General features: G+C 45.0%; 22 protein-coding genes and 1 pseudogene. 9 read left to right on the forward strand and 14 right to left on the reverse strand.

Annotated elements, in window-relative coordinates:
- Positions 1-202: 202 nt before the first annotated feature.
- From J7545_RS21800 to J7545_RS21815, 4 genes are all read right to left on the reverse strand, one after another.
- Positions 203-1015: an SDR family oxidoreductase gene (locus J7545_RS21800; RefSeq protein WP_318701757.1), complete on the reverse strand. Its 813-nt coding sequence runs from the start codon at positions 1013-1015 to the stop codon at positions 203-205.
- Positions 1016-1086: 71 nt separating this feature from the next.
- Positions 1087-1527: a hypothetical protein gene (locus J7545_RS21805; protein WP_318701756.1), complete on the reverse strand. Its 441-nt coding sequence runs from the start codon at positions 1525-1527 to the stop codon at positions 1087-1089.
- A gap of 20 nt (positions 1528-1547) precedes the next feature.
- A complete protein-coding gene (locus J7545_RS21810; RefSeq protein ID WP_318701755.1) occupies positions 1548-1769 on the reverse strand; it encodes a hypothetical protein in 222 nt (73 codons plus the stop codon).
- 131 nt (positions 1770-1900) lie between these two features.
- The gene (locus J7545_RS21815; RefSeq protein ID WP_318701753.1) at positions 1901-4768 is read right to left on the reverse strand and encodes a CHAT domain-containing protein; all 2868 of its coding nucleotides are present in this window, start codon (positions 4766-4768) and stop codon (positions 1901-1903) included.
- Positions 4769-4819: 51 nt separating this feature from the next.
- On the opposite strand from J7545_RS21815, the gene J7545_RS24230 reads away from it, so the two are divergent.
- Positions 4820-4915, forward strand: coding sequence for a PEP-CTERM sorting domain-containing protein (locus J7545_RS24230; RefSeq protein ID WP_413038665.1), 96 nt, complete (start codon positions 4820-4822; stop codon positions 4913-4915).
- A gap of 101 nt (positions 4916-5016) precedes the next feature.
- Here the strand turns inward: J7545_RS24230 and tsaB are convergent, their stop codons facing one another.
- From tsaB to J7545_RS21835, 4 genes are all read right to left on the reverse strand, one after another.
- The gene (gene tsaB, locus J7545_RS21820; protein WP_318701751.1) at positions 5017-5697 is read right to left on the reverse strand and encodes a tRNA (adenosine(37)-N6)-threonylcarbamoyltransferase complex dimerization subunit type 1 TsaB; all 681 of its coding nucleotides are present in this window, start codon (positions 5695-5697) and stop codon (positions 5017-5019) included.
- A 59-nt stretch (positions 5698-5756) separates the two neighbouring features.
- Complete coding sequence (locus J7545_RS21825) at positions 5757-7016, reverse strand: AAA family ATPase (RefSeq protein ID WP_318701750.1); 1260 nt, start codon at positions 7014-7016, stop codon at positions 5757-5759.
- Positions 7017-7056: 40 nt separating this feature from the next.
- Entirely contained in the window at positions 7057-7641 is a 585-nt protein-coding gene (locus tag J7545_RS21830) for an RNA 2'-phosphotransferase (RefSeq protein ID WP_318701749.1), read from the reverse strand.
- Positions 7642-7754: 113 nt separating this feature from the next.
- Positions 7755-8159: a TMEM165/GDT1 family protein gene (locus J7545_RS21835; protein WP_318701747.1), complete on the reverse strand. Its 405-nt coding sequence runs from the start codon at positions 8157-8159 to the stop codon at positions 7755-7757.
- Between the two features lie 107 nt (positions 8160-8266).
- On the opposite strand from J7545_RS21835, the gene J7545_RS21840 reads away from it, so the two are divergent.
- Positions 8267-9172, forward strand: coding sequence for an S-methyl-5'-thioadenosine phosphorylase (locus J7545_RS21840; RefSeq protein ID WP_318701745.1), 906 nt, complete (start codon positions 8267-8269; stop codon positions 9170-9172).
- 149 nt (positions 9173-9321) lie between these two features.
- Positions 9322-10524, forward strand: coding sequence for a hypothetical protein (locus tag J7545_RS21845; RefSeq protein WP_318701743.1), 1203 nt, complete (start codon positions 9322-9324; stop codon positions 10522-10524).
- Positions 10525-10590: 66 nt separating this feature from the next.
- On the opposite strand, the gene J7545_RS21850 is transcribed toward J7545_RS21845, so the two are convergent.
- The 4 genes from J7545_RS21850 to J7545_RS21865 all read right to left on the reverse strand — a co-directional run bounded on the left by J7545_RS21850 (position 10591) and on the right by J7545_RS21865 (position 13024).
- A complete protein-coding gene (locus J7545_RS21850) occupies positions 10591-10773 on the reverse strand; it encodes a hypothetical protein (RefSeq protein ID WP_318701741.1) in 183 nt (60 codons plus the stop codon).
- 90 nt (positions 10774-10863) lie between these two features.
- Complete coding sequence (locus J7545_RS21855; protein WP_318701739.1) at positions 10864-11583, reverse strand: M15 family metallopeptidase; 720 nt, start codon at positions 11581-11583, stop codon at positions 10864-10866.
- A gap of 13 nt (positions 11584-11596) precedes the next feature.
- The gene (yidD, locus tag J7545_RS21860) at positions 11597-11860 is read right to left on the reverse strand and encodes a membrane protein insertion efficiency factor YidD (protein WP_413038664.1); all 264 of its coding nucleotides are present in this window, start codon (positions 11858-11860) and stop codon (positions 11597-11599) included.
- 60 nt (positions 11861-11920) lie between these two features.
- Positions 11921-13024 carry a redoxin domain-containing protein gene (locus J7545_RS21865; protein WP_318701735.1) on the reverse strand — a complete coding sequence of 368 codons (1104 nt, stop codon included), beginning with the start codon at positions 13022-13024 and terminating at the stop codon, positions 11921-11923.
- Between the two features lie 158 nt (positions 13025-13182).
- On the opposite strand from J7545_RS21865, the gene J7545_RS21870 reads away from it, so the two are divergent.
- The gene (locus J7545_RS21870) at positions 13183-13701 is read left to right on the forward strand and encodes a J domain-containing protein (protein ID WP_318701733.1); all 519 of its coding nucleotides are present in this window, start codon (positions 13183-13185) and stop codon (positions 13699-13701) included.
- A gap of 30 nt (positions 13702-13731) precedes the next feature.
- Positions 13732-14004: a DUF3143 domain-containing protein gene (locus tag J7545_RS21875; RefSeq protein ID WP_318701731.1), complete on the forward strand. Its 273-nt coding sequence runs from the start codon at positions 13732-13734 to the stop codon at positions 14002-14004.
- Positions 14005-14371: 367 nt separating this feature from the next.
- On the opposite strand, the gene J7545_RS21880 is transcribed toward J7545_RS21875, so the two are convergent.
- Together J7545_RS21880 and J7545_RS24235 are read right to left on the reverse strand one after the other, a co-directional pair.
- Positions 14372-17719: a tetratricopeptide repeat protein gene (locus tag J7545_RS21880; RefSeq protein WP_318701729.1), complete on the reverse strand. Its 3348-nt coding sequence runs from the start codon at positions 17717-17719 to the stop codon at positions 14372-14374.
- 26 nt (positions 17720-17745) lie between these two features.
- Positions 17746-17964 (reverse strand): annotated as a pseudogene (locus J7545_RS24235) (sensor histidine kinase); the annotation flags it as partial.
- Positions 17965-18460: 496 nt separating this feature from the next.
- Between J7545_RS24235 and J7545_RS21885 the strand changes: the two are divergent.
- From J7545_RS21885 to J7545_RS21900, 4 genes are read left to right on the forward strand one after another with little or no spacing between them, the layout of a single operon-like run.
- Positions 18461-19153: a sigma-70 region 4 domain-containing protein gene (locus tag J7545_RS21885; protein WP_318701727.1), complete on the forward strand. Its 693-nt coding sequence runs from the start codon at positions 18461-18463 to the stop codon at positions 19151-19153.
- Positions 19154-19199: 46 nt separating this feature from the next.
- The gene (locus tag J7545_RS21890; protein WP_318701725.1) at positions 19200-19376 is read left to right on the forward strand and encodes a hypothetical protein; all 177 of its coding nucleotides are present in this window, start codon (positions 19200-19202) and stop codon (positions 19374-19376) included.
- A 52-nt stretch (positions 19377-19428) separates the two neighbouring features.
- Positions 19429-19992: a GNAT family N-acetyltransferase gene (locus tag J7545_RS21895; RefSeq protein ID WP_318701723.1), complete on the forward strand. Its 564-nt coding sequence runs from the start codon at positions 19429-19431 to the stop codon at positions 19990-19992.
- 12 nt (positions 19993-20004) lie between these two features.
- Complete coding sequence (locus tag J7545_RS21900; protein ID WP_318701721.1) at positions 20005-21132, forward strand: HetZ-related protein 2; 1128 nt, start codon at positions 20005-20007, stop codon at positions 21130-21132.
- Positions 21133-21225 lie beyond the last annotated feature (93 nt).

The following is a 21225-nucleotide window of genomic DNA, read 5'->3' on the forward strand; positions in this document are numbered from 1 at the left end:
GTTCGAGGATTTTCTGGTACAATTGAGGAAGCATTTTTATATTTTTGTGGTCTCTACACGACCACTTTACTCTTTTACCGATCGCCTCCTCAACCCACCACTCTCTCTACCATTGAGCCTCCTTGTCACCCCTTGAGGTTTCAGTGTTGAACGCTGTCCTAACCGACTCTTTCTCTGCTCTAGCGCTTTATTCAGGGTTCATTCAACCTTTAGAAATTTTCTGCGTTAATCGCTGAGTAAGCCACTCTAATAGGGCGGGTGAATAGCGCTTAATTACATGAATTGCTTTAGCCGTTGGATCGGGAAAAACTGCGGCTCGATTCTTGATAATTCCTTCGAGAACATTGGCAATCACCATTGCTGGGTTCGTGGCTTCACTTTCGGGGAAACCGGCAACAGTTGCCGCTAGAGTGCCGTAGCGGGGCGATCGCAGAATTGGAGTCCGGCTAAAATAGGGATACACCGCCGTAACCTTAATATTGTAGGGTTTCAGCTCATCTCGCAGACCCTCACTAAAGCCGCGCAAGCCAAATTTACTGGTGGCATAATGGGTTAAACCACCCGGTGCTAACCAACCGGCAACCGAGGAAATATTGACAATATGCCCGGTTTTACGTTCAATCATTTCCGGCAAAAATTGGGTGGTTAACCGCATGGGAGTAAGCAAATTCAGCTCCATCAGTTGTTCCCATTTTTGAGTCGGTACTTCATCAATGCGCCCAAATAGGGCAATCCCAGCATTATTAATCAGAATATCAATCGGCTGATTGAGCGCTTTGACCTGTTGATAAAGATCCTCACATCCCGCCCTAGAGGTTAGATCGGTCTCTAGAGTAGCACGAATTCGATCGCTCGAGCGAATATCCAGGGTTTCCAGCGTTTTGGCGATCGCCTTTTGATCAATATCTGTTAAAATTAATCGACTTTCTGCCTTAACCAATTGTTTGATAAACTCCTGACCAAATCCTCCCGATGCACCGGTTAGTAATACAGTTGCGTTTTTCAGTTCAGTCATGTTTAGGGAATAGGGAATAGGGAATAGGGAATAGGAAACCCCCAGTTTGATTGAATTAATTATTCATTAATTCAGGCTTTAGAAACGAGCAAACCACCGACAATCACTAAAATTGCACCCACACTGAGTTTAAGTGGATCGACCGTTTTCCATTCCAGAAAGATGATTAAAGCCAACACTACCGTAATTAAAGTATTCATGTTGTAGAGGGGAACCAGCTTAGACAGAGGAGCTTGATATTTGATTAACCCTAGGGCGACAAACCCCGTTCCTAAGCCCCACAGTATGCCAAGCATGGAGGATGAAATCATTGCACCAGTTGACGGGAGGGGGGCAGGTAGGACTTGCTGCATGATGGCTCCCACCAGACTCACCATTACACCAATGCAGATCAAATGAGCGCCTACAGGCATTCCTGCACTGGTACTGACTTTAGCAAATATTCCGGCTACGCCATATAATAGGGCCGGAACGAGTCCACCAATAATTAATCCGAGTTGTTGGGGTGACATATAGGGTAGAGTGACCGTAATTATTCTTCTAGTTGATTACGATAGAGCGATCGCACCAAATTATCTAGCTTCTCATCTGAGCAACACTCAATCACAGCAGCAAACCCATCCACTAACTTAGCCGCCGTCTCGCCCAACGTGGGACTCATATCCCAAACATCCCTCGCCCAATCTTCAGGAATTTGCTCCTCAAAAATTAAGCGCTCTAATAGTTCTCGGTTTTCAGATTTAGGCAGGGTCATCGATCGTAGCCTGGATTGGGTGATACACAAAAATCATAATATAGCGCTTGGCGCTAGGGAATAGGCACGAATAGCAAGAGCTTGCATGATTTAGGGGCAAGACTTCAAGCTATGTGCCCAACTCCCCATGACTACTGCCCATCTCCCACCAATGTAAACCCAGCCCAAGCTTGTGGATTCGGAAAGGTTTCCATCGTAGTTAACATGGCTTGACGCAAAGCAGTCGCACGATTATTCGTTGTCGGGAGTTCCCGATAAAAGGTCTGCATTAACTCGGAGGTAGGAGCATCAGGGACTGCCCACAAGGAAACCAATACACTAGGAGTTCCAGCCGCAATTAAAGAGCGCGATAAGCCAATAATGCCATCTCCAGTAATCTCTCCTCGTCCCGTATTACAGGCACTGAGAACCACCAACTGAGCGGTTAAATTGAGATCCAGAATTTCCTCGGAAGTTAGCCATCCATCAGTCGCGCGTGTATTTCCTGTGGGAGTTAGGGCTAAAGCTCCAGGCGTGCGAAATCCTAGGACTTCTAGCTCATCCAATAAGCCATGGGTGGCTAAATGAATCAAAGATGCTCTTTCCATCTGCTCGGTAATGTTTGGCTCGGTTGCCTCGGCTCCAATCAGGGCTTCAGTGCCCAGTAAATCAGCGATTACGATGGCTTCAGTTTCGGCTCCGGGGAGGGAAGCGAGGGGTTCTGGTTCGGCTTCGAGGGACTCAGCTAGGCTGGGCATTTTTGGGTTTCCAATGACTAATGCTTCGCTGAGATTGGAGGATAATTGTCTAGCCCGTTGGCGAGCGAGTCCCAAGACTTGAATGGAAGGAGCAGTGAGTACGGTATGCTTCTCAATGAGATAGACACCCTGTTGATCTTGCAATGCAGGAAAGGGGACTAAAAATAAACTGCCGTGGGGTATAAAAATAATTCGCTCTTGTGGATCGCTGGGCAGTAAGTCCACAATAGGTTCAATCAGAAGTTCGTAGCTTTTCTTTAAGCGACGATTAATGCGCCGTTTCTGGGTGTCGGTACTGGGTTCGGTTTCATTTTCTTGTACTCCGGAACGGGTGGCTTGTACCCACTGATTCACGCCCCGTTGAATGCCGCGACTTCTGCCAGTTACGGCAGCAACGCGGGTACGTTCGGCGGCATCTTCTAGGGTAATGCCTAAGTCTTCTAAGTTTTGCGATCGCAACTCAATCAGTCCATTGGGCTTAATCACCCATATATATAGAGTGTCTCCCACAATAGAATATTGCACGAGCGTGGCTTGCTGTTCCTGAGCAATGCGGCGAATTTCCCCTAAAGTAGGTGGATTGGGAGTATCAAACGTTTCTGAAGGCTTGCCGCTTAATCGAGCAGCGAGGAGTTCCACAAATGCCCTCGCTCTGGATCGTTCAGCGATTTCTAGAGCAGCTTCAGCTTGCTTTTCAGCCATTAGTGCTTGTTGTAATTGTTCATAAGTGGTCACTTGGGTTTCAAACAGAGACACTTTATCCCTATCCCGTAACCCAGGGCGCAGAGATTCCCAAAGGGTAATCGCTTCTTGCAGTGGGGGAATAGCACTACGATAATCATCTTGACTGATATAGAGTGCGCCAATTTGATTGAGAATTATACCCGATCCGGCGCGATCGCCAATTTGTTTCCGTAGCTCTAACGCCTGACGATAATAGTCTAAAGCCGTTTGCACTTCTCCTTGAGAGCTGGCAACTTCACCCAAATGGGTTAAGCTACTGGCTATACTGGCGCGATCGCCCCTTTGTTCTCCTAACTCAAGCGCCCGATTCAGAAAAGATTGAGCCTCTTGCACCTGTCCCAAATAGCCATAGGTAATACCCATTCGATCGAAGGTATTACCCAGTCCAAAGTCTTTGCCCTCATAGCCATCCGGGAGCAAGTTATAATATTTTAACGCTGTTTGTGCAGACTTTAGCGCCTCTTGATACTCTCCCATCTTATTCTGCACCCGCGCCAAACCATTATACAATTCACCTCGATCCTTGGGCAGCTCATAGAGTCCTCCTTCCAGAGGAATGCCTCCTTGTTCCTGCTCTTTCATATTCTCCAGCGCTGCTTGCAAAGCCGATCGCGCTTGGGGATATTGTCCCAGTTTCTCATAACTATCGGCTAAACTGGTCAGGGATTCTCCAATTCCTGGTAAATCTTGCAAAGACTGACGAATGGTTAATGCTTGGCGACGGATGGTAATCGACTTTGCATATTCGCTCAGTTGGCTATAGATATCCCCCATACGATTGAGACTATCGGCTTCCTTGCGGCGATCGCCACTCTCTTGATACACTCCCCTAGCCTGAGCAAACGTCACCAACGCTTGCTCAAAATTTCCCTGCTGATACGCTTGTTCCGCTTGAGCAAACACATCCAAAGCATCATTACTGAATAAACACACCGTCGCTGGAGTAACCGGGCACTTTTTCTCCACCAATGGGTTATTTTGCAGATCTAACGCCGTCAATTGGCGTAAATTGGGGAAAGATGGGGGGAGGTTGCGGATTTGGTTGCGATCGAGAATTACATAACTGAGATTCACTAAACTCCCTAAAGGTGAAATATTCTCAATTTTATTCCCCGACAATAATAAAAAACTGAGCTGACTTAAATTTCCTAAAGGCGTAATATCTCGAATCTGATTAAAACTCAAATTCAGTCCCTTCAAATGCGTCAAACTCGACAATGGGGCAATATCCTCGATCTCTCGATTTCCTAAATCCAGATTAACAAACTCCCCTAAAACCTGCTGCGCTTCCCCACACTCTGACGTTTCCGCCATCTTCAATAACACCGACACAGTATACTTTTGAGCATCAGAAATACTCCGATCCTTGCACCAATCCTCAAAAGATCGAACCTGACCTACGGAAGGACTACTGAGTAGAACATCACTCCAGATATAAGTCCCCAGAACCGTACACAAGATAACCCCAAAAAACTTTTTGAAGACATAACCCATAATCATGCTCTCTGCTGATGTCAATTCTCCATAAATACCGAAAGATTTACCCAATCTTTAAAAAAGTAAGAAGCAATAGTTTCAGTTCCTGAACCTTCCAGCACTGCCGCCGTTTTGGGATTAGCTGCATTAGCGATGGCAGGTTTGCATAAAAGCAAGAAAGAGGTTTAATCTGAAATCCATCTAAAAATTATACCCAAAAAAACCAGAGATAAATATAGGAGTGAACGGCTGTTCACCCCTATATATGTTTTACGCTATATTTCTCTAGATTACTGCACTGGATGTTGTCCGTAAAAAGGGAGAGCATCCACCCAACTGTGTCGTTCTCCCTGTTTCCATCCTAAGTGTGCCAACTCTAACACACTAATAACGGTTTTACCTAAATCCGATGGGTTTTGAATTAAAGGATATGAATGCTGCTCTAAGGTCTTTTCCCATCCTTCGGGGGTAAACACTTGATCCGGAATGAGAGGGATAATGGGATAGGTGTTAACCTGATAAATTGCACCAAACCGCTCTCCTCGTTGTGCAGGCATTTCTACAGCGATGACTGGATGTTGCTCTCGGTGAAACCAGGCTACAGCAGCTAGGGAAGAAATAGCAAACAAGGGTAAATGAAGCTGTTGGGCCAGGGTACGAGCAGTGACCATACCTAGGCGAGTCCCGGTAAAGCCACCAGGGCCTTTAGCAACAGCTAACCAGCTTAAGTTTTGCCAATTTAAGGGTTGAATGAAGGTTCCGAGTAAATGGTGTAGTTGGTTAGAGGTTTCATGGCCGAGGTTCCAGATTTGGAAGCGAGTATTTCCCGTTTGGTCTTGGAGAGCTAAACCGAGTTGGGGGCTAGTGGTATGGAGGGCTAAACCGGACATCTCGTAGGGAATAGGGAATAGGGAGTAGGGAGTAGGGAATAGGGAGTAGAGGCGAGTTCTCCTAGATAATACATTAATCATAATATTTTTATGACTCTTGCCTCTTGCCTTTTGCCTTTTGCCTGACTTCTGTAAGAAATCTATGAGACAAAATGATGGGTAAAGTGATGCATCAGATCGATTCGACCTTTACGGAGCATAGCGCGATCGAGTCGCTCTGTGGTATTGCAAGTCATCATTACCACGAGGCTCTGTTGTAGTTGAATCCCGTCTTCATCAATGACACTTTGATAGAGGGTTCCATCTAATAAACTCAAGATATGTTCGGTTTTAGTGTTGTCTTGCTTGGCGGTGACAGCACGGTCTTGAGCGAGGTTATCTGCTTCGTTAATGACCAGACAAATTTGTTCGAGGTAGGTGGGAGGAACAAAGTTTTCTACGGCATCATGATCGAGAATGAAAATCACGTATCCTAGGGGCATGAGAATTTCTTTGGCTACAGCTTGTGTCCATGCGGTTTTCCCGGTTCCGGGTTCACCATGGACAAGGATAGCCAATTGTTTTTGATCGAGGATGCTTTGTTGTACGCGGTCAGTAAATCCTTGAATGTCAGTGGGAAAGGTGCAGATAGGAAAGTGACTTTGTACTTGTCCGACTCGACTTTGATAGCCACTGAGCATCACGGCGAGGTTATAGGTGGCTTTATTGACAAGGGGGGCAATATTGTCGGCAATCAGGGTATAGCGCCGTTTCCCTCGTCCCAGGTTTTCGATTTGTAGCCATACTTTGGCGTTTTCCCAGCACGCATAGACGGTTCCTAGGATTTCTAGACGCTCCCAAAAGTCTTTGGAGGATTGGCTAGAGGAGGAGTTGATGCCGGTTGTTTGGCTAAAGCGATTGATGGGATAGTAGAAATAGCGATCGAGATAGTATTGGGTAATTACGTTGGGTTGGTCGAGGACGGCAAGGATTTTGAAGACGGTGATTTCTTGTAGACGGTTGAGGACAAAATCAATGGGAATGTGATCGCGACTTACCGATTGTACTACAGGGGTTTCCGTCATGAGTACGTCTTTATAGCGATAGTCAGGAAACGGGGGTTGGGGGGTAATATAGTCCCAATATTCTTCTAGGTTATAGCGCGTGTTTTCAGAAAAGAGATTAAAAACATTAGCCCACCAAGCATATTGGTTGCGACCTAGAGCATCAGCTAGGTCACTGAGAGCGCCCATGGTTTTGTTGTTAAGTTCCCAAAAGTCATTGGCCAGCAAATAGGAAAAATGCTCCCAATCAAATTGACGATTCAAGGGTCGCCAGCCACTGCTTAATAAGCCTCGACTTTGAGCTTGGTTATTATAGTTCGGAGAGTTTTGAGGATAATCGAAATAAAAAGAGTCCATAGTTTACGAGTAAAAAAGGCGTTTTCTCAAGAATCAACCGTTACACGGTTATCAGCTTCGGCTTCTCTTTCTTGGGCTTGGGGATAATTTTGAGATACTCTGGTGGCACACTGTCTATTAACCACACCCCATTATCAGATTGGTAAAAGCAATAGCCTTGATCGTGCAGGGTTTGGGCTGCAATTTCTAAGACAACGGGTTTACCTCGCCGTTGACCGACTTGGATCGCGGTTGCTATCTCTGAGGACAGATGAACGTGATGCCTGGACTGTTTGAGTAGTCCTTGTTTGAGAATTGATCGGATGGCTTTCTGGTAAGTGCCATGGTAGAGGATGTCGGGCGGTTCTATCGGCTCTAGTTGTAAGTCAATGGGATAGCTATGACCTTGATTAGCGCGAATTTTGGTCTGGGTTTCGTTAAAAGAAAATCGTTTTTTATCATTCGTTTTGACTACTTCCTCTAATTCTAGAAAAGAAACGGGAAATTGGTTGGTTTGACAAGCTTTTAGCAGTTGATTCACCTCTACCCAGCCTCCCGATTCTAGGGTTAATCCAATCCGTTCAGGTTGATGACGCAGATGTTTACTCAGATATTTACCGATCTTAGTTAAACGTTTTGGAGTCATGAATCTTCAAATAGAGGAAGCTCTTATTATACTACATTATAATACAAATTAGGGACTGACTTGTCAATTTCGGCAATTACCTTCCTTCTTTTTATTAACCTTTCTCTCTCCCCTTAAATCTGTAACATATCCCACAACAAAGCCACGGAAATAACCAACAAAACCCCTCCAGCCAAGGTATCGAGCAGACGGGGAGTCAGATGGGAGGCTAACCATTGACCTAACCAAACTCCTAGAAAACTGGTTAAAACTAAAGCACTACCCGCACCCAGGAAAACAATCCAAGGAGCATGGGATTCTGCGGTCATCAGCAGGGTTGTAACTTGAGTTTTATCCCCAATCTCGGCTAAGAAAATGGTGATGAACGTAGATACAAAAATCCGAGTCGCAGGTTGACCGGCTTTGGGGTCAGTTTGTGGTTTTTGTTTTAGGGTATCAGGAGGATTGAGGGTCACAGCGATAAAACTCCGTTTCGCGCTTGGCGAACGCTTATCATAACTTGAACTACAGAGTAACATAAAATGCGCTCCTCCTCTATTGGCGATTGCCTAGCGCAAAGCACTATAAATGATCCAAGTTTGATGATAAGGTAGGTCAGAAGTCCTTTTTTTGACTCTTCTTTTCTATGACTCACTCAACAGAAATTCGCTCTAAAATTGGCATTATTGGTGGCAGTGGACTCTATCAGATGGAAGCCCTGCAAAATGTGCAAGAAATCGAAATCGAAACTCCTTTTGGTGCTCCATCAGATGCTCTGATTGTTGGTCAGCTTTCAGGCGCTCAGGTCGTGTTTCTCTCCCGTCATGGTCGAGGTCATCATTTGATGCCCTCAGAAGTCCCTTTTCGAGCCAATATTTATGCGATGAAAAAATTAGGAATTGAATATCTCATTTCTGCCTCAGCCGTTGGCTCTCTGAAAGCAGAAATAAAACCCCGTGATTTAGTGATTTCGCACCAATTTATTGACCGTACAAAACATCGAGCCTCAACCTTCTTCGGTGATGGAATTGTTGCTCATATAGCCTTTGGCCATCCCGTTTGCCACCAATTGAGTCAAGTTCTAGAAGAAGCAATTGAAAGTTTAGACTTACCAGAAATTACTCTACATAAAAATGGTACATATCTGTGCATGGAAGGGCCGGCTTTTTCCACTCAAGCTGAATCTGAACTCTATCGCAGTTGGGGCGCAACAGTCATTGGTATGACCAACATTCCAGAAGCAAAACTAGCGAGAGAAGCAGAAATTGCCTATGCCAGTCTGAATTTAGTTACTGATTATGATTGTTGGCATCCAGATCACGATCATGTAACCGTTGAAATGATTTTGGATAATTTACATCATAACGCGGAAAATGCCCAAAAAGTGATTGAAGAAACCGTACGCAGGCTCCATGAGAATCCTTTCGTTTCTGATGCCCATTCTGCCTTAAAATATGCCATTGTCACTCAACCCGGAGCTATGCCAGAAGCAACACGCAAAAAGTTAGGGCTGTTGATCGATAAGTATTTGGGGAACTTTGATGAGGGTTGATCGTCTGTCCTAAGCTGTTATATCATTTCCCTATGAACATGCATTTAAAAATTGGCTCTCAGCCAATTGCCTATCCCGGGTAAATTGATGCAAAAATTTAAGGATTTGATATTACCCAGGATGTTCAAGATGTCAATTAACCCAAATATATGATCGGTAAACTTTTTGCGTTGGTTAGACAATTGAGAAAATCTGGGCGCTTATCTCGGTGGGTATGGGTATTTTTGGCAACTGTGAGTTTAGCCATTATTTCCCAACCTTCCTTATCTCCCAGTATTGCCCAAAGTGCTCGGATTACGGAAGCAACGATCGCCGAAATTGTTGGTCAACAGGTGTTGATTAATCGTCGTCTGGTGGGGAGAAACGAGAAAGCGAAGTTAGGGGAACGGATTCAAACGACAGGAGCGAGAGTCGAACTGAAATTGAACACGGGGGCGATCGCCCGCTTGGGAAGCCATTCAGCTCTTGTCCTGGGGAGCCAATGCTTTCAACTCCAACAGGGACAGGTGTTAGTTAATGGAGGCAGTAGTGGATGTACCTCCAGTGTTCAGTCGAGAGTCAGGGATGCAACCTATTTACTTGAGAGACTAGAAGAGAATAAAACCCATTATGCCGTTTTAGAAGGAGAAATTGAATTAAGCAATCCTAAGTTACCAAATTTAGCAGCAGTTTCTGTGCAGGAAGGGCAAGAAATTATCATTGAGGCTGATGGTCGTTTTAATCCCGTTCAACCTCTTTCCCATACCACCTATGAAGAGATTCTTTTAGGAGAATTAATGAAAGATTTCTCCACGCCTTTACCGAATCTGATTGGGATTAAACAAACCTTTGAAACCTTATATCCAGATCAACTCTTCCCACCCTACCTCGCCCAACTGATCGTCGATAAGTCTTTCCGTTGTCCCTCTAATTTTGTGGCGACTTACTCTCCAGTTCAAACCCAGCAAGATTGGACAACTCAACTCCGTTTATCACGTTTAACTTCGGCTAGACAAGGCGGCTTACTGATTCAACTTAACATTGTCAATAAACCTCTGACTCGGTATGCGAATGCCGTTTATCAGATCTATGCTTTGCAGGAAAATCGTTGGGTTCCTTTGTATACGAATACTGGAGCAAGATTAATTAATAATCAGAATGGAAGTTTGCCCCCAATGTCTGAAACAATTCCCTTAGAAGCCCTGCGACTGCAAGCCTTAGGGGATAATGTGAATGTAGAGAATTTAGAGTTAAAAGCAGTGGTAAAAATTCGCTATGATTTATCAATGGATGAACGGGATCTAAGTCTAGAGATTGAAGAAACCCAGGCTTACCCAGATATTCCGATTAGTAATTGTTTCCCAAACCATTAAAAATGAATCCCTAAGTAATACAATCTTTTGCAAAGTAAGCCTATTGCGTAGCCTGGAGCGCTATGTTTAGTATTTTAAGCCGCGATACGTGGCTACAGTCAATGCTAATAAAACGGCTGTCCACACCCATCCAGGGATATCTTCAAGGATGAAAAAAAGAGCAGTTAAGGCCATACCAATTAACCCTAGAAGATAGGCTAGTGCAAAGGTGGCAACGGAAAAGATGACGATCGCAATTATCTCTAACATCTGAGGCCTCCCATATTCTCTCTTATTGTAGCGAAATAGAACACTCTGAGCATACATCTGACTCTATTGTTCCCTGCTGCCGACTCCCTACTAGAGTACTTTTCCATAGTGGGCGATCGCCTCCTGCTGATGCCAACTACCTTCCTGAACTTTAAGCCATACCCACAATTGATCGCCATGGGAAAAGTGCCACCATTCACGGGGATGACGCTTAAACCCAGCAAACTCCATAATTCGATTCAGGAGTTGACGGTGTTTATGATAACTCTGCTCATCCGGAGTTTTCCCTTGGGCATAACAATCGGGAAAGGAACGAGGAGAAATTTCATCAATAGGCGATCCCATGTTCAGCTCGATTCCGGTTTGATCCACCAGAGTAACATCTACGGCTGCCCCCGTACTATGGGGTGGAGGGGTTGCTGAATCGAGCGATGGAGCTGCCCAAAATTGATACACTTCCTCTAGAAGGATTTGCCGTTGCTCTGGGGTGAGGGTTTCCGGATTGAAGCCTTGGTTTTTAGCTAGTTGGATGAAGCTATATTCAACCATAAATTCTTGAACGGCGATCGGTCGGTAGGCATCAAAAATCTCAATTTTCCAACCTGGATGATGAGTTTGTAGTTGCTTTTGAGCCATCCAGAGGCGATCGCTAACTGTTTTGCGTAACCAATAGGGAGATTTATCCCCATAGGGTGCGCCCAACTTCTCATAAGGATGGGGAGTAGCCACCGCAAAGGACTCCAAAGGAATCGGTACTAGAGGTTCTTGATGATCTTCAATCCGAATCTGTTGATAAGGTTTTAATACCATAGAGACACAACTCCTAATCGCTCACTTTTGGTGCTTCTGGAACCGGATCGTAACCTCCGGGATAAAACGGATTACACTTTAAAACCCGCGCTCCTGCCAATTGTAAACCCCGCATTGCCCCAAACCGTTCTACAGCCGTCAAAGCATACTCAGAACAAGAGGGATAAAATCGACAACTGGGAGGAAATAGGGGCGAAATTCCCCGCCGATAGACTTGAATAGCCCGAATTATAATGACTTTGAGCAGTTGAGTTTCCCAGAGTTTGAGTTTGAGCATCATATTCAAAAAAGCAAATTAGACTAAATCTTAAAAATCTCGGTCAGTGACCTAAGAAAGTTAAGAGGAAATTGCGGCTGACTTCTGCATCATTTCTTCCCGTAATTGGGCTTCTTTTTCACCATAGAAGAACGAAAGTAGGGCAAAGCGATCTCCATCCGTCACATCCGTTGCTTCATGGAGCAAACTACAGGAAAAAATTACTGCACTACCCGTTTCTGGGCGATACAAATGTGGCCCATATTCTGGAAAGCGCAAATATCCACCTTCATACTCTTCAGTATTTAAGTTTAAAGTCATGGCAAATCGACGATGGGCAGTCGCGGCAGTCGTGTTATCCCGATGTCTGCGGAAAAATCCCCCCCGACTCGATTCATAACAAGCAATACGAAAATCTTCAAAGCGGGTGAAATCGAAATGATAGGCCTTAAGGATTTCTGGACGAATTCGGTGAATCATAAAGTAGCGTAGGCGATTGATTAAATCTGGATCGCTAACAAAGTGATCTTTACGGATTTTATGGGTATAATCATACTCACCTACGGTTTTTCCCTTCTGTTGCACCATGAATCCTGAATCTCCATGACCTTGGGTTCGCCACACTTCAATTAATTCTTGACAAAATTCAGGGGGTAAGACATTAGAAATTAACAAGACTGGGGCAATTTGTGTGAGATGCTGAGGTTCTTGTGGGGCGAGAAGCTGTTTTAAGTCTTCTAAGAGTTGGGTGGCGTGGGTAGAAGGATCAAATGCCTCATGAATTTTGAGGATTTTACAATTGGGATGAATTAAAAGAGAGCAAAATTTCGATTGGATTTGTCCAGGAGGTAAATCAGGCTTCACTAAGTTTAACCCCTGAATCATTTCCGCTGCTTGGTCAGAAATCAGGAAAAAGGGAAATTGATGGGTTTGGGTAAATTCCATCAGCGATTCTAGGGGATCTGTACTGATGCCAATGACAGTGAGATCCCAGGGTTTGAATTGTTCCTGTAGAGCTTGCAGATCTAACAGGAGTTTTTGAGACTCTGGGCTGGTAATCTCTGGAAAGAATAGCCAGAGCATGGCAGCACCCTGGGCGTGACGGCTGTCAAATTTGCCCCCCATTTGACAAGGCAGTATGAAAACGGGGGCATAATTACCAATAGAGAGTTTAACTGAGGTCATTGGGGTAATACTCCTGTAAGGGCTTTAATCATGGTACTTCAGCTTATCTGGTAGGGTAAACTCATAGGCGATCGCATCTGATACAATAACCCCATCCTTGCTTAAGCTCATTCAAAATCCCTTAAATTTGTTCAGTTTTATTATCTAAACGCTCATCCGTGAATCATTCTTCTTCTAGTTCTTCCGATCAACGTCAAAAGACGGTTTTATCGACTCACTATACTCGATTAGGGGTTCATCCTTTGGCTTCTGCGTTGGAAATTCGGCGTGCGTATTGGGAGTTGAGCAAGCGCTATCATCCCGATACGACGGATTTAGATCCAGAGGTGGCAACGCGGCGTTTTCATGAGCTGAATGAAGCGTATGCGGTGTTAAGTAATCCGGAGCGTCGGAGGATATACGATCGCACCATGGGCTATTCTCGGTTTTATGTGGTGCGTCCTCCTGTGGATTTGCGATCGGGGAATTCCCCACAGGATTATCGTTCTTCAGCTTATCTCGATTCGCGCGATCGCGTCAGCGATGCGGAGCCTTATCGCCCCCTGTCGTCGGGGGAACTGTTTGCCCTGTTTATTCTGGGACTGACGTTTATGCTATGTTTAGGATTGGCGATCGCGATCGCCTGGTTGAATCCTGAATTGATTTCACCCACCCTATCCTTACCTCCATCTCCATAGATTTATCGCTTTTTATCTTTTTCTCTGTCTATGTCCCTCCCTACTTCCGACACTCCCCTATACAACCATCCCCTTCCACAAATTGAACAATGGTTATCTCAACTTGGCGGTCAACAAGATAGGGAAGAACTCCACTGTTGGCGATTAAAACATGACAGTTGGATCGCACAAATTTATTTAGAAACCGAACAGTTAATTGTTTGTTACTTAAATGCAGCTAGTGATGGCAGTAATATTAAAAGAGCTTTTAAATATTCCCTGAGTCGTCAAGATATCCAAGATGCCGTTTTAGATGGGCCGTAGGCACTATTGTGGAATAACGGAATCGCTTCCCGAACGCTAAAGGAGTAAAAGGGTCTAGTACAGACTACAAAAACTAAAAATCTTCGCTCAATTGTACCAAGAAATCCTGTCAGCTTCAAGTGAGCTGACACAAATTTAGAGGGTAAAATACCATATTTTATCCTCTTTTTTTCGGTATTAAACTAACATTCAACATTCCTGGATTTCTGTATGATATAATACGAGTGAGTATTCAAAAGGTTCATGTGATTTCATTTTTTTATTTATTGGGTCTTGCCTGGGTACAAGGGTTTCAAAGCAAATATCATTGACTTCAATACAATTATTTTCATTGATTTTGGCTAGATATACATGACAGCGCAATGGGCTATAACAGTTTCTGGATTTGTTGTTCCCAGGTCAATGCTTGCATAATCTTGGCAAATTGTTTCCCCTGTTTTTTGGCTTGTGTGCGGTTGTGGTAAACCCATTCTAAGGTTTCTAAAATTTCTTCAATATCTGAGTTTCCCCAGTCTTCTGTCCCTTGGAAATGGGGATGAGAAGCTACGGGATATTGAGTTTTTAAGGGGTAACCTGCACCTCGGTTGAGCAAGTCTAAATGGCCGGTATTTGCAGAAAGAAGGGTGGGAATACCGCAGGCTAAACATTCCATGGCTGCTAAGTTGGTTCCTCCTTCTGCACGACTGGTAAATATAGCTACGTCAGCTTCTCGGAGAATTTGGGGAATGAGGTGGTTGGGAGTGGGACCGAGGGCGATCGCCGCCTCAGCCGGGATGCCATTTTTCTGCAACCATGGCATAATTTGTAACACGCCATCTTGACTAATTTGAGGTAATCCTTCCACATTCCCAGTGGTGTCTAATCCTACCATCCAACTGGGCCAAGCATTATGCCAAGCGGTGACTAGCAAAACGTCTGGATGGCGGTGGTGAAAGGCTTTGAAGGCGGCAATGATGAGGTCTTGTCCTTTGCGGTATTCGAGTTTACCCCCAGCAAAAATCACGAAGCGGTCTTGACCCCAAATTCCCAGTTTAGCGGCGGGGTGAAATAGGGTGGGATCGATGCCTTGTAAAATAGTTTCCACATGGGAAATTCCAGCACTGGTCAGAACTTCGGCGTTCCAACTGGAACCGGCAATTAGGCGATCGTAGGTTTTGGCGTTGGCGATCGCCTGTTGCTCCAGGTGGGTATCTTCAATAAATACAATCCCTACTGAAGAATGACCGTACACATGCTCCATTAAGGGTGACTTTCCCAACCCATGACCTAAACCATGAAAGATGGGAAAATCAGATTTTAGTGCTTTACCCAAGGACTGGTTTAAGAAGCGCTGAAGGATTTTTTGCTCCTCAAATACCGGACGCAAGAGAACTTGATGCAAGGGGTGCAAGTTCTGGATATTTCCAGGGGGAACCAGTAAATGAGGGAATGTTTCTCGGTTTTTCACCAGTTGTAGGGCTAAATTGAGTCCGTATATTCCCCATCCAGTATGGTTTCCTAGTTGCCAAGTGATACCTATTCCGCTTCGGGGGATGTTGCGATCGCCGGTAGGCGCGGGTTCACGCAGATCTGGGTTAGATAAGTCGTTTGGTGAACCCGCCCCTGCACTGACGCTGGAGGCAATTAATTCTGTGTCCTGGGTGGTAGTGGGGCGGGTTAATTGAGATTTGGGCGACTCTTGTACATCCTGGGTGAACCTCTCCCTACAGGTAACTAATTGGGTTTTAACCGCAGTAATTACAGAATGCCAGTCTCCGCGTGCAGGTTGCCGAAAGAGGCGGACGGTGGGATACCAGGGGCTATCTTCGCGATCGAGCATCCAGCGCCAGTCGGGGACGAAGGAGAGTAATAACCATGTGGGTTTGCCCATGGCTCCCGCGAGATGCACCAGGGAGGTATCCACAGTAATGATTAAGTCGAGTTCGTCAATTAGGGTGGCGGTATCGGCAAAGTTTTGGATAATGGGGTCAAGATTGGTTATGTTTTCTACTCCTGCAAGTTCTTGGGCGCGATCGCCTTTTTGCAAGCTGTAAAAGTCAATTCCTTCTATGTCTAACCAGGGCAGAAGATCGGTGAATTGACAGGAGCGTTGGCGATCGTTACCATGATTGGGATTTCCTCCCCAGGCTAACCCTACCTTGAAATGATCTGATTTTCGGATAGCCCGATCTACCGTAGGAACGAGTCGATCCATCTCTGGGTAAGAAGACGACAAATTTTCTGAATCCGCCCTAACTGGAGCGCGAAGATAGGGAATAGATGCAGGAATAGTATCTAAAGTGGTTCCAAAAATATAGGGCAAACTCATTAACGGGGCCCAGATATGATAATTGGGTAAGGGTCGATCTCGTGCTACTAACCTGACCTTTTTCTTGGGATCTGAGGCATGTTCTTCTATAAAGGTTTCAAACAAACCCATCAGTAGTCGAGGACATTCCAAGATTGTTTTTCCTCCGCGCTCTTGGACGAGAGGTAAATAGCGTAAAAACTGGATGCAGTCTCCAAAACCTTGTTCACAATACAACAGTAAGGTTCGTCCTATAAATGGATCTCCATTCCATCGGGGTTGATAAACAGGTCTATGATTGCTGGCGGTTTGCCATTGATAGCGCCATTCGTATTTTGCCCAACCGTTGCTCAAATCTCCAGCGAGTAGGAGCGCTATTCCGAGGTTGGTGTGGGCTTCAGCGTAGTCAGGTTTTAGGGAAATACAGGTTTGATAAGCCGCGATCGCCCCATCATATTCGCCTATTTTATCCAGAGCAACGGCGAGATTATTATAGGCATCTGGATAATGAGGATTAAGTTCTAGCGCTCGATGATATTCGGCGATCGCTTCTTCAAGTTTTTCCTGTTGACTTAGGGCCACCCCTAGATTATTATGCGCTTCTGGTGAGTTAGGTTCGAGTTCTAGCGATCGATAATAGTGATCGGTTGCCACTTCAAACTGCTTCTGAGCGCCCAGAGCAACAGCCAGATCGTGGTGGAGTTTGGGTGAATTGGGAGCGTGGCTTAAGGCAGTTTTATAGTGGGGAATGGCTTGCTCGATCTGGTTTTCCTGATGGAGTAGAGACGCGAGATTGGCATGAATCGAGGTATATTGGGGATTAAGTTCTAGCGCCTTTTGGTAATGGGAAATTGCCTTTTTTCGATCATTTTTTTGATGGTAACAGAAGGCGAGACTATAGTGAATGCTGGCCCGATCTCGAACTTGGGAAATAACCTGTTTTAACTCCACAATAGCTAGGTCATATTCTCCCTGTTCTAAATAGAGATTGCCCAAATTTTGCTGCGCTTGAGTGTAGTCAGGATTAAGGTGCAGTGCCTGTTGATAATTCTGAAGAGCTAAATCTAGATTCCCCAGGGTTTTGTAAGTTTTGGCGAGATTATAGTAACTTTCGGTATAGTCGGGCGCAAGGGCGATCGCCTGTTGATAATGCTTGAGTGCTTCTGTGGGGCGATCGCTTTGAGCTAAGGCAGTAGCGAGATTATTATGGGTTTGCGGTTGATTGGGATCAACTGTGAGGGAATTTTCATAAGCGGCGATCGCCTTTTCTGTGTCCCCTGCGCTATAGTACGTTACCCCTAATAGATGCCACGCTTGCCCATTTTGCGGATACTGCTGTAATATCTGCCCGCAAAGGTTTGCCGCTTCCTGGAGTTGTCGTCCTTGAATAGCGCGAATAATCTGATTCAGTTGTGCGGTAATATCCATGGGTTGAGTGGGAACGTGGCACAGATCTAGTGTATCGGAATCTCAATCACAAACTCTGTACCCTTGCCCAGTTTAGAATTGCAGTGTAATTCTTTGCCATGTTGTTCAGTAATAATTTGATAACTCATCGATAATCCAAGGCCTGTCCCTCGACCCACTGGTTTAGTTGTAAAAAAAAGATCGAATATTTTCTGGCGATCGTCCTCCCTAATTCCCAGCCCATTATCAGCAATAGAAATCCTTATCCTTTAATTGTGTATTGGTTGCGAAACTGGACTAACTCATTAAATGTAGGGTTAGGGTTGCCCAGAATCTTGATAATAACCGATTGGCGATCGCTCTTGCGTATGCCGCAATAAACTAGAGTACGGCTTGACTTCTTTTTGCTAAAGTAGAAGGATATCGAAAAGCAAAAACCAAGCATTCGATATTAACATCTTGAAAACTAGGGTTATGGGGTTCTGACCAGGAACGCTTGGTTGGGTAAAAGCTCTAAGCAACAAGTACATGTATCTTTTAACATTCCGTACCGCATTGCTCTGCGGAATCGGGACTCTCTCATTGGGTCGAAAGTCTGTGGACATAACGTAAGACGGGAACATAACTAACAAGAGTTAGTCGTGTACGCAGATGTGGGAGAAGCAGAAACCTAAATCGTGAGGTTTAGGAATCACCGTGCCTTGAGCCAGGTGAGGAGGTCAAGTCCCTATGCCCTGTTTGCAAGCGTGAAGCCTCATAGCCATGCATTTGCCCCAGTTTCTCGAAACTCAGCATCCCCTAATTGAGTCCCTGACTCACTACAGCGATCAAGAATTGCTCACCTTATTTCAGCGCCATCCAGAGTCAGGGCGATACTTCACAGCCATCTTTTGTCGCTATAATCCCATCGTTTATACTCTTATTTCCCATTCAGCGCGATCGCCAGTACAAGCTGATTACCTATTTGCTTGCACCTGGCGACATATCTATTATGAACTAGGAGGACTCCATTTACACTCCGGTAATACCCAGCCTGGCTCTCGGCCTCTAACCTTACAAAATGCACTGATTAACTTCACTGCGTTCTGTATCAACAATATGGAGTTGCCCTCGGTTGAATCTATTTATTACAACCTTCAGGAGTGTTCTCCCCCTCTGTGGTGCTATGTTGAACAAGCAATGGATCAATTAGAACCCGTTCTGCGGTTAATGATTCTACTCTCTCAAACCTTCCACTGGAGTGAAACCCGGATAGCTGCTTATTTACAAGCTGAAGGAGAATCCATTTCTCCCTTCAGCGTGAAAACCCAATTACAACAAGGACTTGCTGCCCTAGAAGCAGCTCTACCCACCGATATCCGCACCATCTATTTAAACGATCAAAATTCAGGAGCTTCTGATGAATCCTTTTCCCCTAACTTTTCACCAACCCCTGAACCCTTACAAACTTTCTAAAATAGGATCTCACACTCCCCTAGAGTTTACCCCCCTATTTTGGGTAATGGTGATCGGATTACTCCTACCCTATTATGGTAGTCTTCCTTTAGGGTTGCCCGGTCGTCCAGTTTTCCAAACCCTGGAAGAACAACTCCAAGACTCTAGTCTACCCCTGCGTTGTCATATGCAGGCGATCGCCTTCGATCGAGACCTATCCCTAATCGAGAGATCGGAAACATAGGGTTTTTCCTATTCCCTATTCCCTATTCCCTATTCCCCATTCCCTATTCTGAATGCACGATCGCTATGCCATACGTATGGCTCAAGTCCAAGATCTCAAAGGTCTCAGTGACCTTTTAGCCGAGTGTTTCCACACGTTCCAAGGGTGGAAAATGTGGTTTCGTTGGTTAAGTCTCCTGATTCGTTGGGGAATCTATGAAGACCTAAAACAAAGGTGGTGCAACGCTTCTCCCTACTATAGTTGTTGGGTGGCAGTGTCCCAAAAACACTCAGGTAATGGGGGAGTCACTAAACAAGAGAGGTTAGCGGGAATGGTAGAAGTCTCTTTACGGTCTTGGTCAGACTGGAATCAGTTTGCCCAATATCCTTATATTTCTAATTTAGCAGTCAAACCAGACGATCGTCATCAAGGGTTGGCTCAAGAACTGCTAGACCATTGTGAAAAAACGGCGTTGAAATGGGGATGTGAAGAAATTTATCTTCATGTTTTAGAGAATAACCATCCCGCACGGTGTCTCTACTATAAGGTGGGCTATCGTCTGCAACAGGTAGAACTCAGTTGGAGTAACTTTCTGTTGGGGAAACCGAAGCGTCTCTTTTTGCAAAAGCGTCTCTAAGCGGTGAGTCTGATGAGCGTTCTGAAACAATTAACCGATGATTGGCGATCGCGCCTCAAAATTGAATGTTCTGAGTATTCTCAGGAAGTTCATCAGAGTATTATTGACTGGTTAATCGGGGAAAATCCCGATCGCTTGCTCGATCTCAATCCGGAAGATTGGGAGATTGCTGTAGCAGCCATGGACTACCGTTATCGAATTTTACGAGACCGGTACTTAGGTGTAGCGCCAGAAGTCGCTTACAGAAAACTGATGAAGCGGTTAGCGAGCTTATTTTTGATTCGCAATAAAATTCGCACCTGGGTAGCCTTAAGTCGCGATCGCCAACGCAGTGTAGTGGATGTGCTGCAAGAAGTCATTCAAGAATTATTACAGAGCGATCGCTATCTCAAACAACAAATGGGTTTAATCCAACAAATTACCCCCCAGCGATGGTTACAAAATACCCTCATTTTAGCTACCTTAGAAGAATACTGTCTGCGCCCTATTCGCAATCAACCCCTGCTTCTCTATCGGTTTCTCAACTATCTGCGGCGTAGCCAGCGCGGAGGAATGACCAATATTCCCACCGGTAACTTAGTGCGACTCATTTCCGAAGAACTCAGCTCAGAAGAGAGCGACGATCCAATCAGTCTCTTAGATCGCCAGGCGATCGTCGAATATCAAGACACTCAAACTGATCTGCAACAACAACGCTATCAAAGAGCCGTCGCCAAAGAATTTCAAGCCTACCTACACCAAGCTCTAGGGGAAAAAGCCGCCAATTGGCTAAAATTCTATCTTCAAGGACGCACCCAAGAAGAAATTGCGCCCCTACTCGATCTATCTGTAAAACAAGTTTATCGCCTACGAGAGAAAGTAAGCTATCATGCTATTCGCATCTTTGCCATCAAACAGAACCCAGAATTAGTCAGTCATTGGTTAGATATCTCCCTTCAAGACCACAGCTTAGGCTTAACCCCAAGCCAATGGCAAACCTATCTAGACAGCCTTACCCCCACCCAAAAACAGTTACTCGAACTGCTCAGAGCCAGAACTCTACCCCATGAAATTGCTGAAATCTTAAACTGGAAAACCAGTCAAGTCATTGCAGAATGGAGTAAGCTATATTTAGCCGCTCAATCTCTGCGGAATCTCTAAACACTTTTTGTGCAAAACTCAAATCCTCTGATCAGGGTGTAACTGGCTACTTAAGTATATACCTAAGTGTACTTTCGTTCTTCTGAATTTGCT

The sequence above is a fragment of the Roseofilum sp. SBFL genome, from assembly GCF_017746885.1.
Lineage (GTDB): Bacteria > Cyanobacteriota > Cyanobacteriia > Cyanobacteriales > Desertifilaceae > Roseofilum.

What these genes read in the sequence shown, in the direction of transcription:
- J7545_RS21895 (WP_318701723.1), top strand. Translation starts at nt 19,429, where the DNA reads ATGCACGATCGCTATGCCATACGTATGGCTCAAGTCCAAGATCTCAAA.
- J7545_RS21840 (WP_318701745.1), top strand. Translation starts at nt 8,267, where the DNA reads ATGACTCACTCAACAGAAATTCGCTCTAAAATTGGCATTATTGGTGGC.
- J7545_RS21810 (WP_318701755.1), bottom strand. Translation starts at nt 1,769, where the DNA reads ATGACCCTGCCTAAATCTGAAAACCGAGAACTATTAGAGCGCTTAATT.
- J7545_RS21855 (WP_318701739.1), bottom strand. Translation starts at nt 11,583, where the DNA reads ATGGTATTAAAACCTTATCAACAGATTCGGATTGAAGATCATCAAGAA.
- J7545_RS21900 (WP_318701721.1), top strand. Translation starts at nt 20,005, where the DNA reads ATGAGCGTTCTGAAACAATTAACCGATGATTGGCGATCGCGCCTCAAA.
- J7545_RS21875 (WP_318701731.1), top strand. Translation starts at nt 13,732, where the DNA reads ATGTCCCTCCCTACTTCCGACACTCCCCTATACAACCATCCCCTTCCA.
- J7545_RS21835 (WP_318701747.1), bottom strand. Translation starts at nt 8,159, where the DNA reads ATGTTACTCTGTAGTTCAAGTTATGATAAGCGTTCGCCAAGCGCGAAA.
- J7545_RS21830 (WP_318701749.1), bottom strand. Translation starts at nt 7,641, where the DNA reads ATGACTCCAAAACGTTTAACTAAGATCGGTAAATATCTGAGTAAACAT.
- J7545_RS21890 (WP_318701725.1), top strand. Translation starts at nt 19,200, where the DNA reads ATGGTGATCGGATTACTCCTACCCTATTATGGTAGTCTTCCTTTAGGG.
- tsaB (WP_318701751.1), bottom strand. Translation starts at nt 5,697, where the DNA reads ATGATTAATGTATTATCTAGGAGAACTCGCCTCTACTCCCTATTCCCT.
- J7545_RS21805 (WP_318701756.1), bottom strand. Translation starts at nt 1,527, where the DNA reads ATGTCACCCCAACAACTCGGATTAATTATTGGTGGACTCGTTCCGGCC.
- J7545_RS21885 (WP_318701727.1), top strand. Translation starts at nt 18,461, where the DNA reads ATGCATTTGCCCCAGTTTCTCGAAACTCAGCATCCCCTAATTGAGTCC.
- J7545_RS21800 (WP_318701757.1), bottom strand. Translation starts at nt 1,015, where the DNA reads ATGACTGAACTGAAAAACGCAACTGTATTACTAACCGGTGCATCGGGA.
- J7545_RS21845 (WP_318701743.1), top strand. Translation starts at nt 9,322, where the DNA reads ATGATCGGTAAACTTTTTGCGTTGGTTAGACAATTGAGAAAATCTGGG.
- J7545_RS21825 (WP_318701750.1), bottom strand. Translation starts at nt 7,016, where the DNA reads ATGGACTCTTTTTATTTCGATTATCCTCAAAACTCTCCGAACTATAAT.
- J7545_RS21880 (WP_318701729.1), bottom strand. Translation starts at nt 17,719, where the DNA reads ATGGATATTACCGCACAACTGAATCAGATTATTCGCGCTATTCAAGGA.
- J7545_RS21850 (WP_318701741.1), bottom strand. Translation starts at nt 10,773, where the DNA reads ATGTTAGAGATAATTGCGATCGTCATCTTTTCCGTTGCCACCTTTGCA.
- yidD (WP_413038664.1), bottom strand. Translation starts at nt 11,860, where the DNA reads ATGCTCAAACTCAAACTCTGGGAAACTCAACTGCTCAAAGTCATTATA.
- J7545_RS21865 (WP_318701735.1), bottom strand. Translation starts at nt 13,024, where the DNA reads ATGACCTCAGTTAAACTCTCTATTGGTAATTATGCCCCCGTTTTCATA.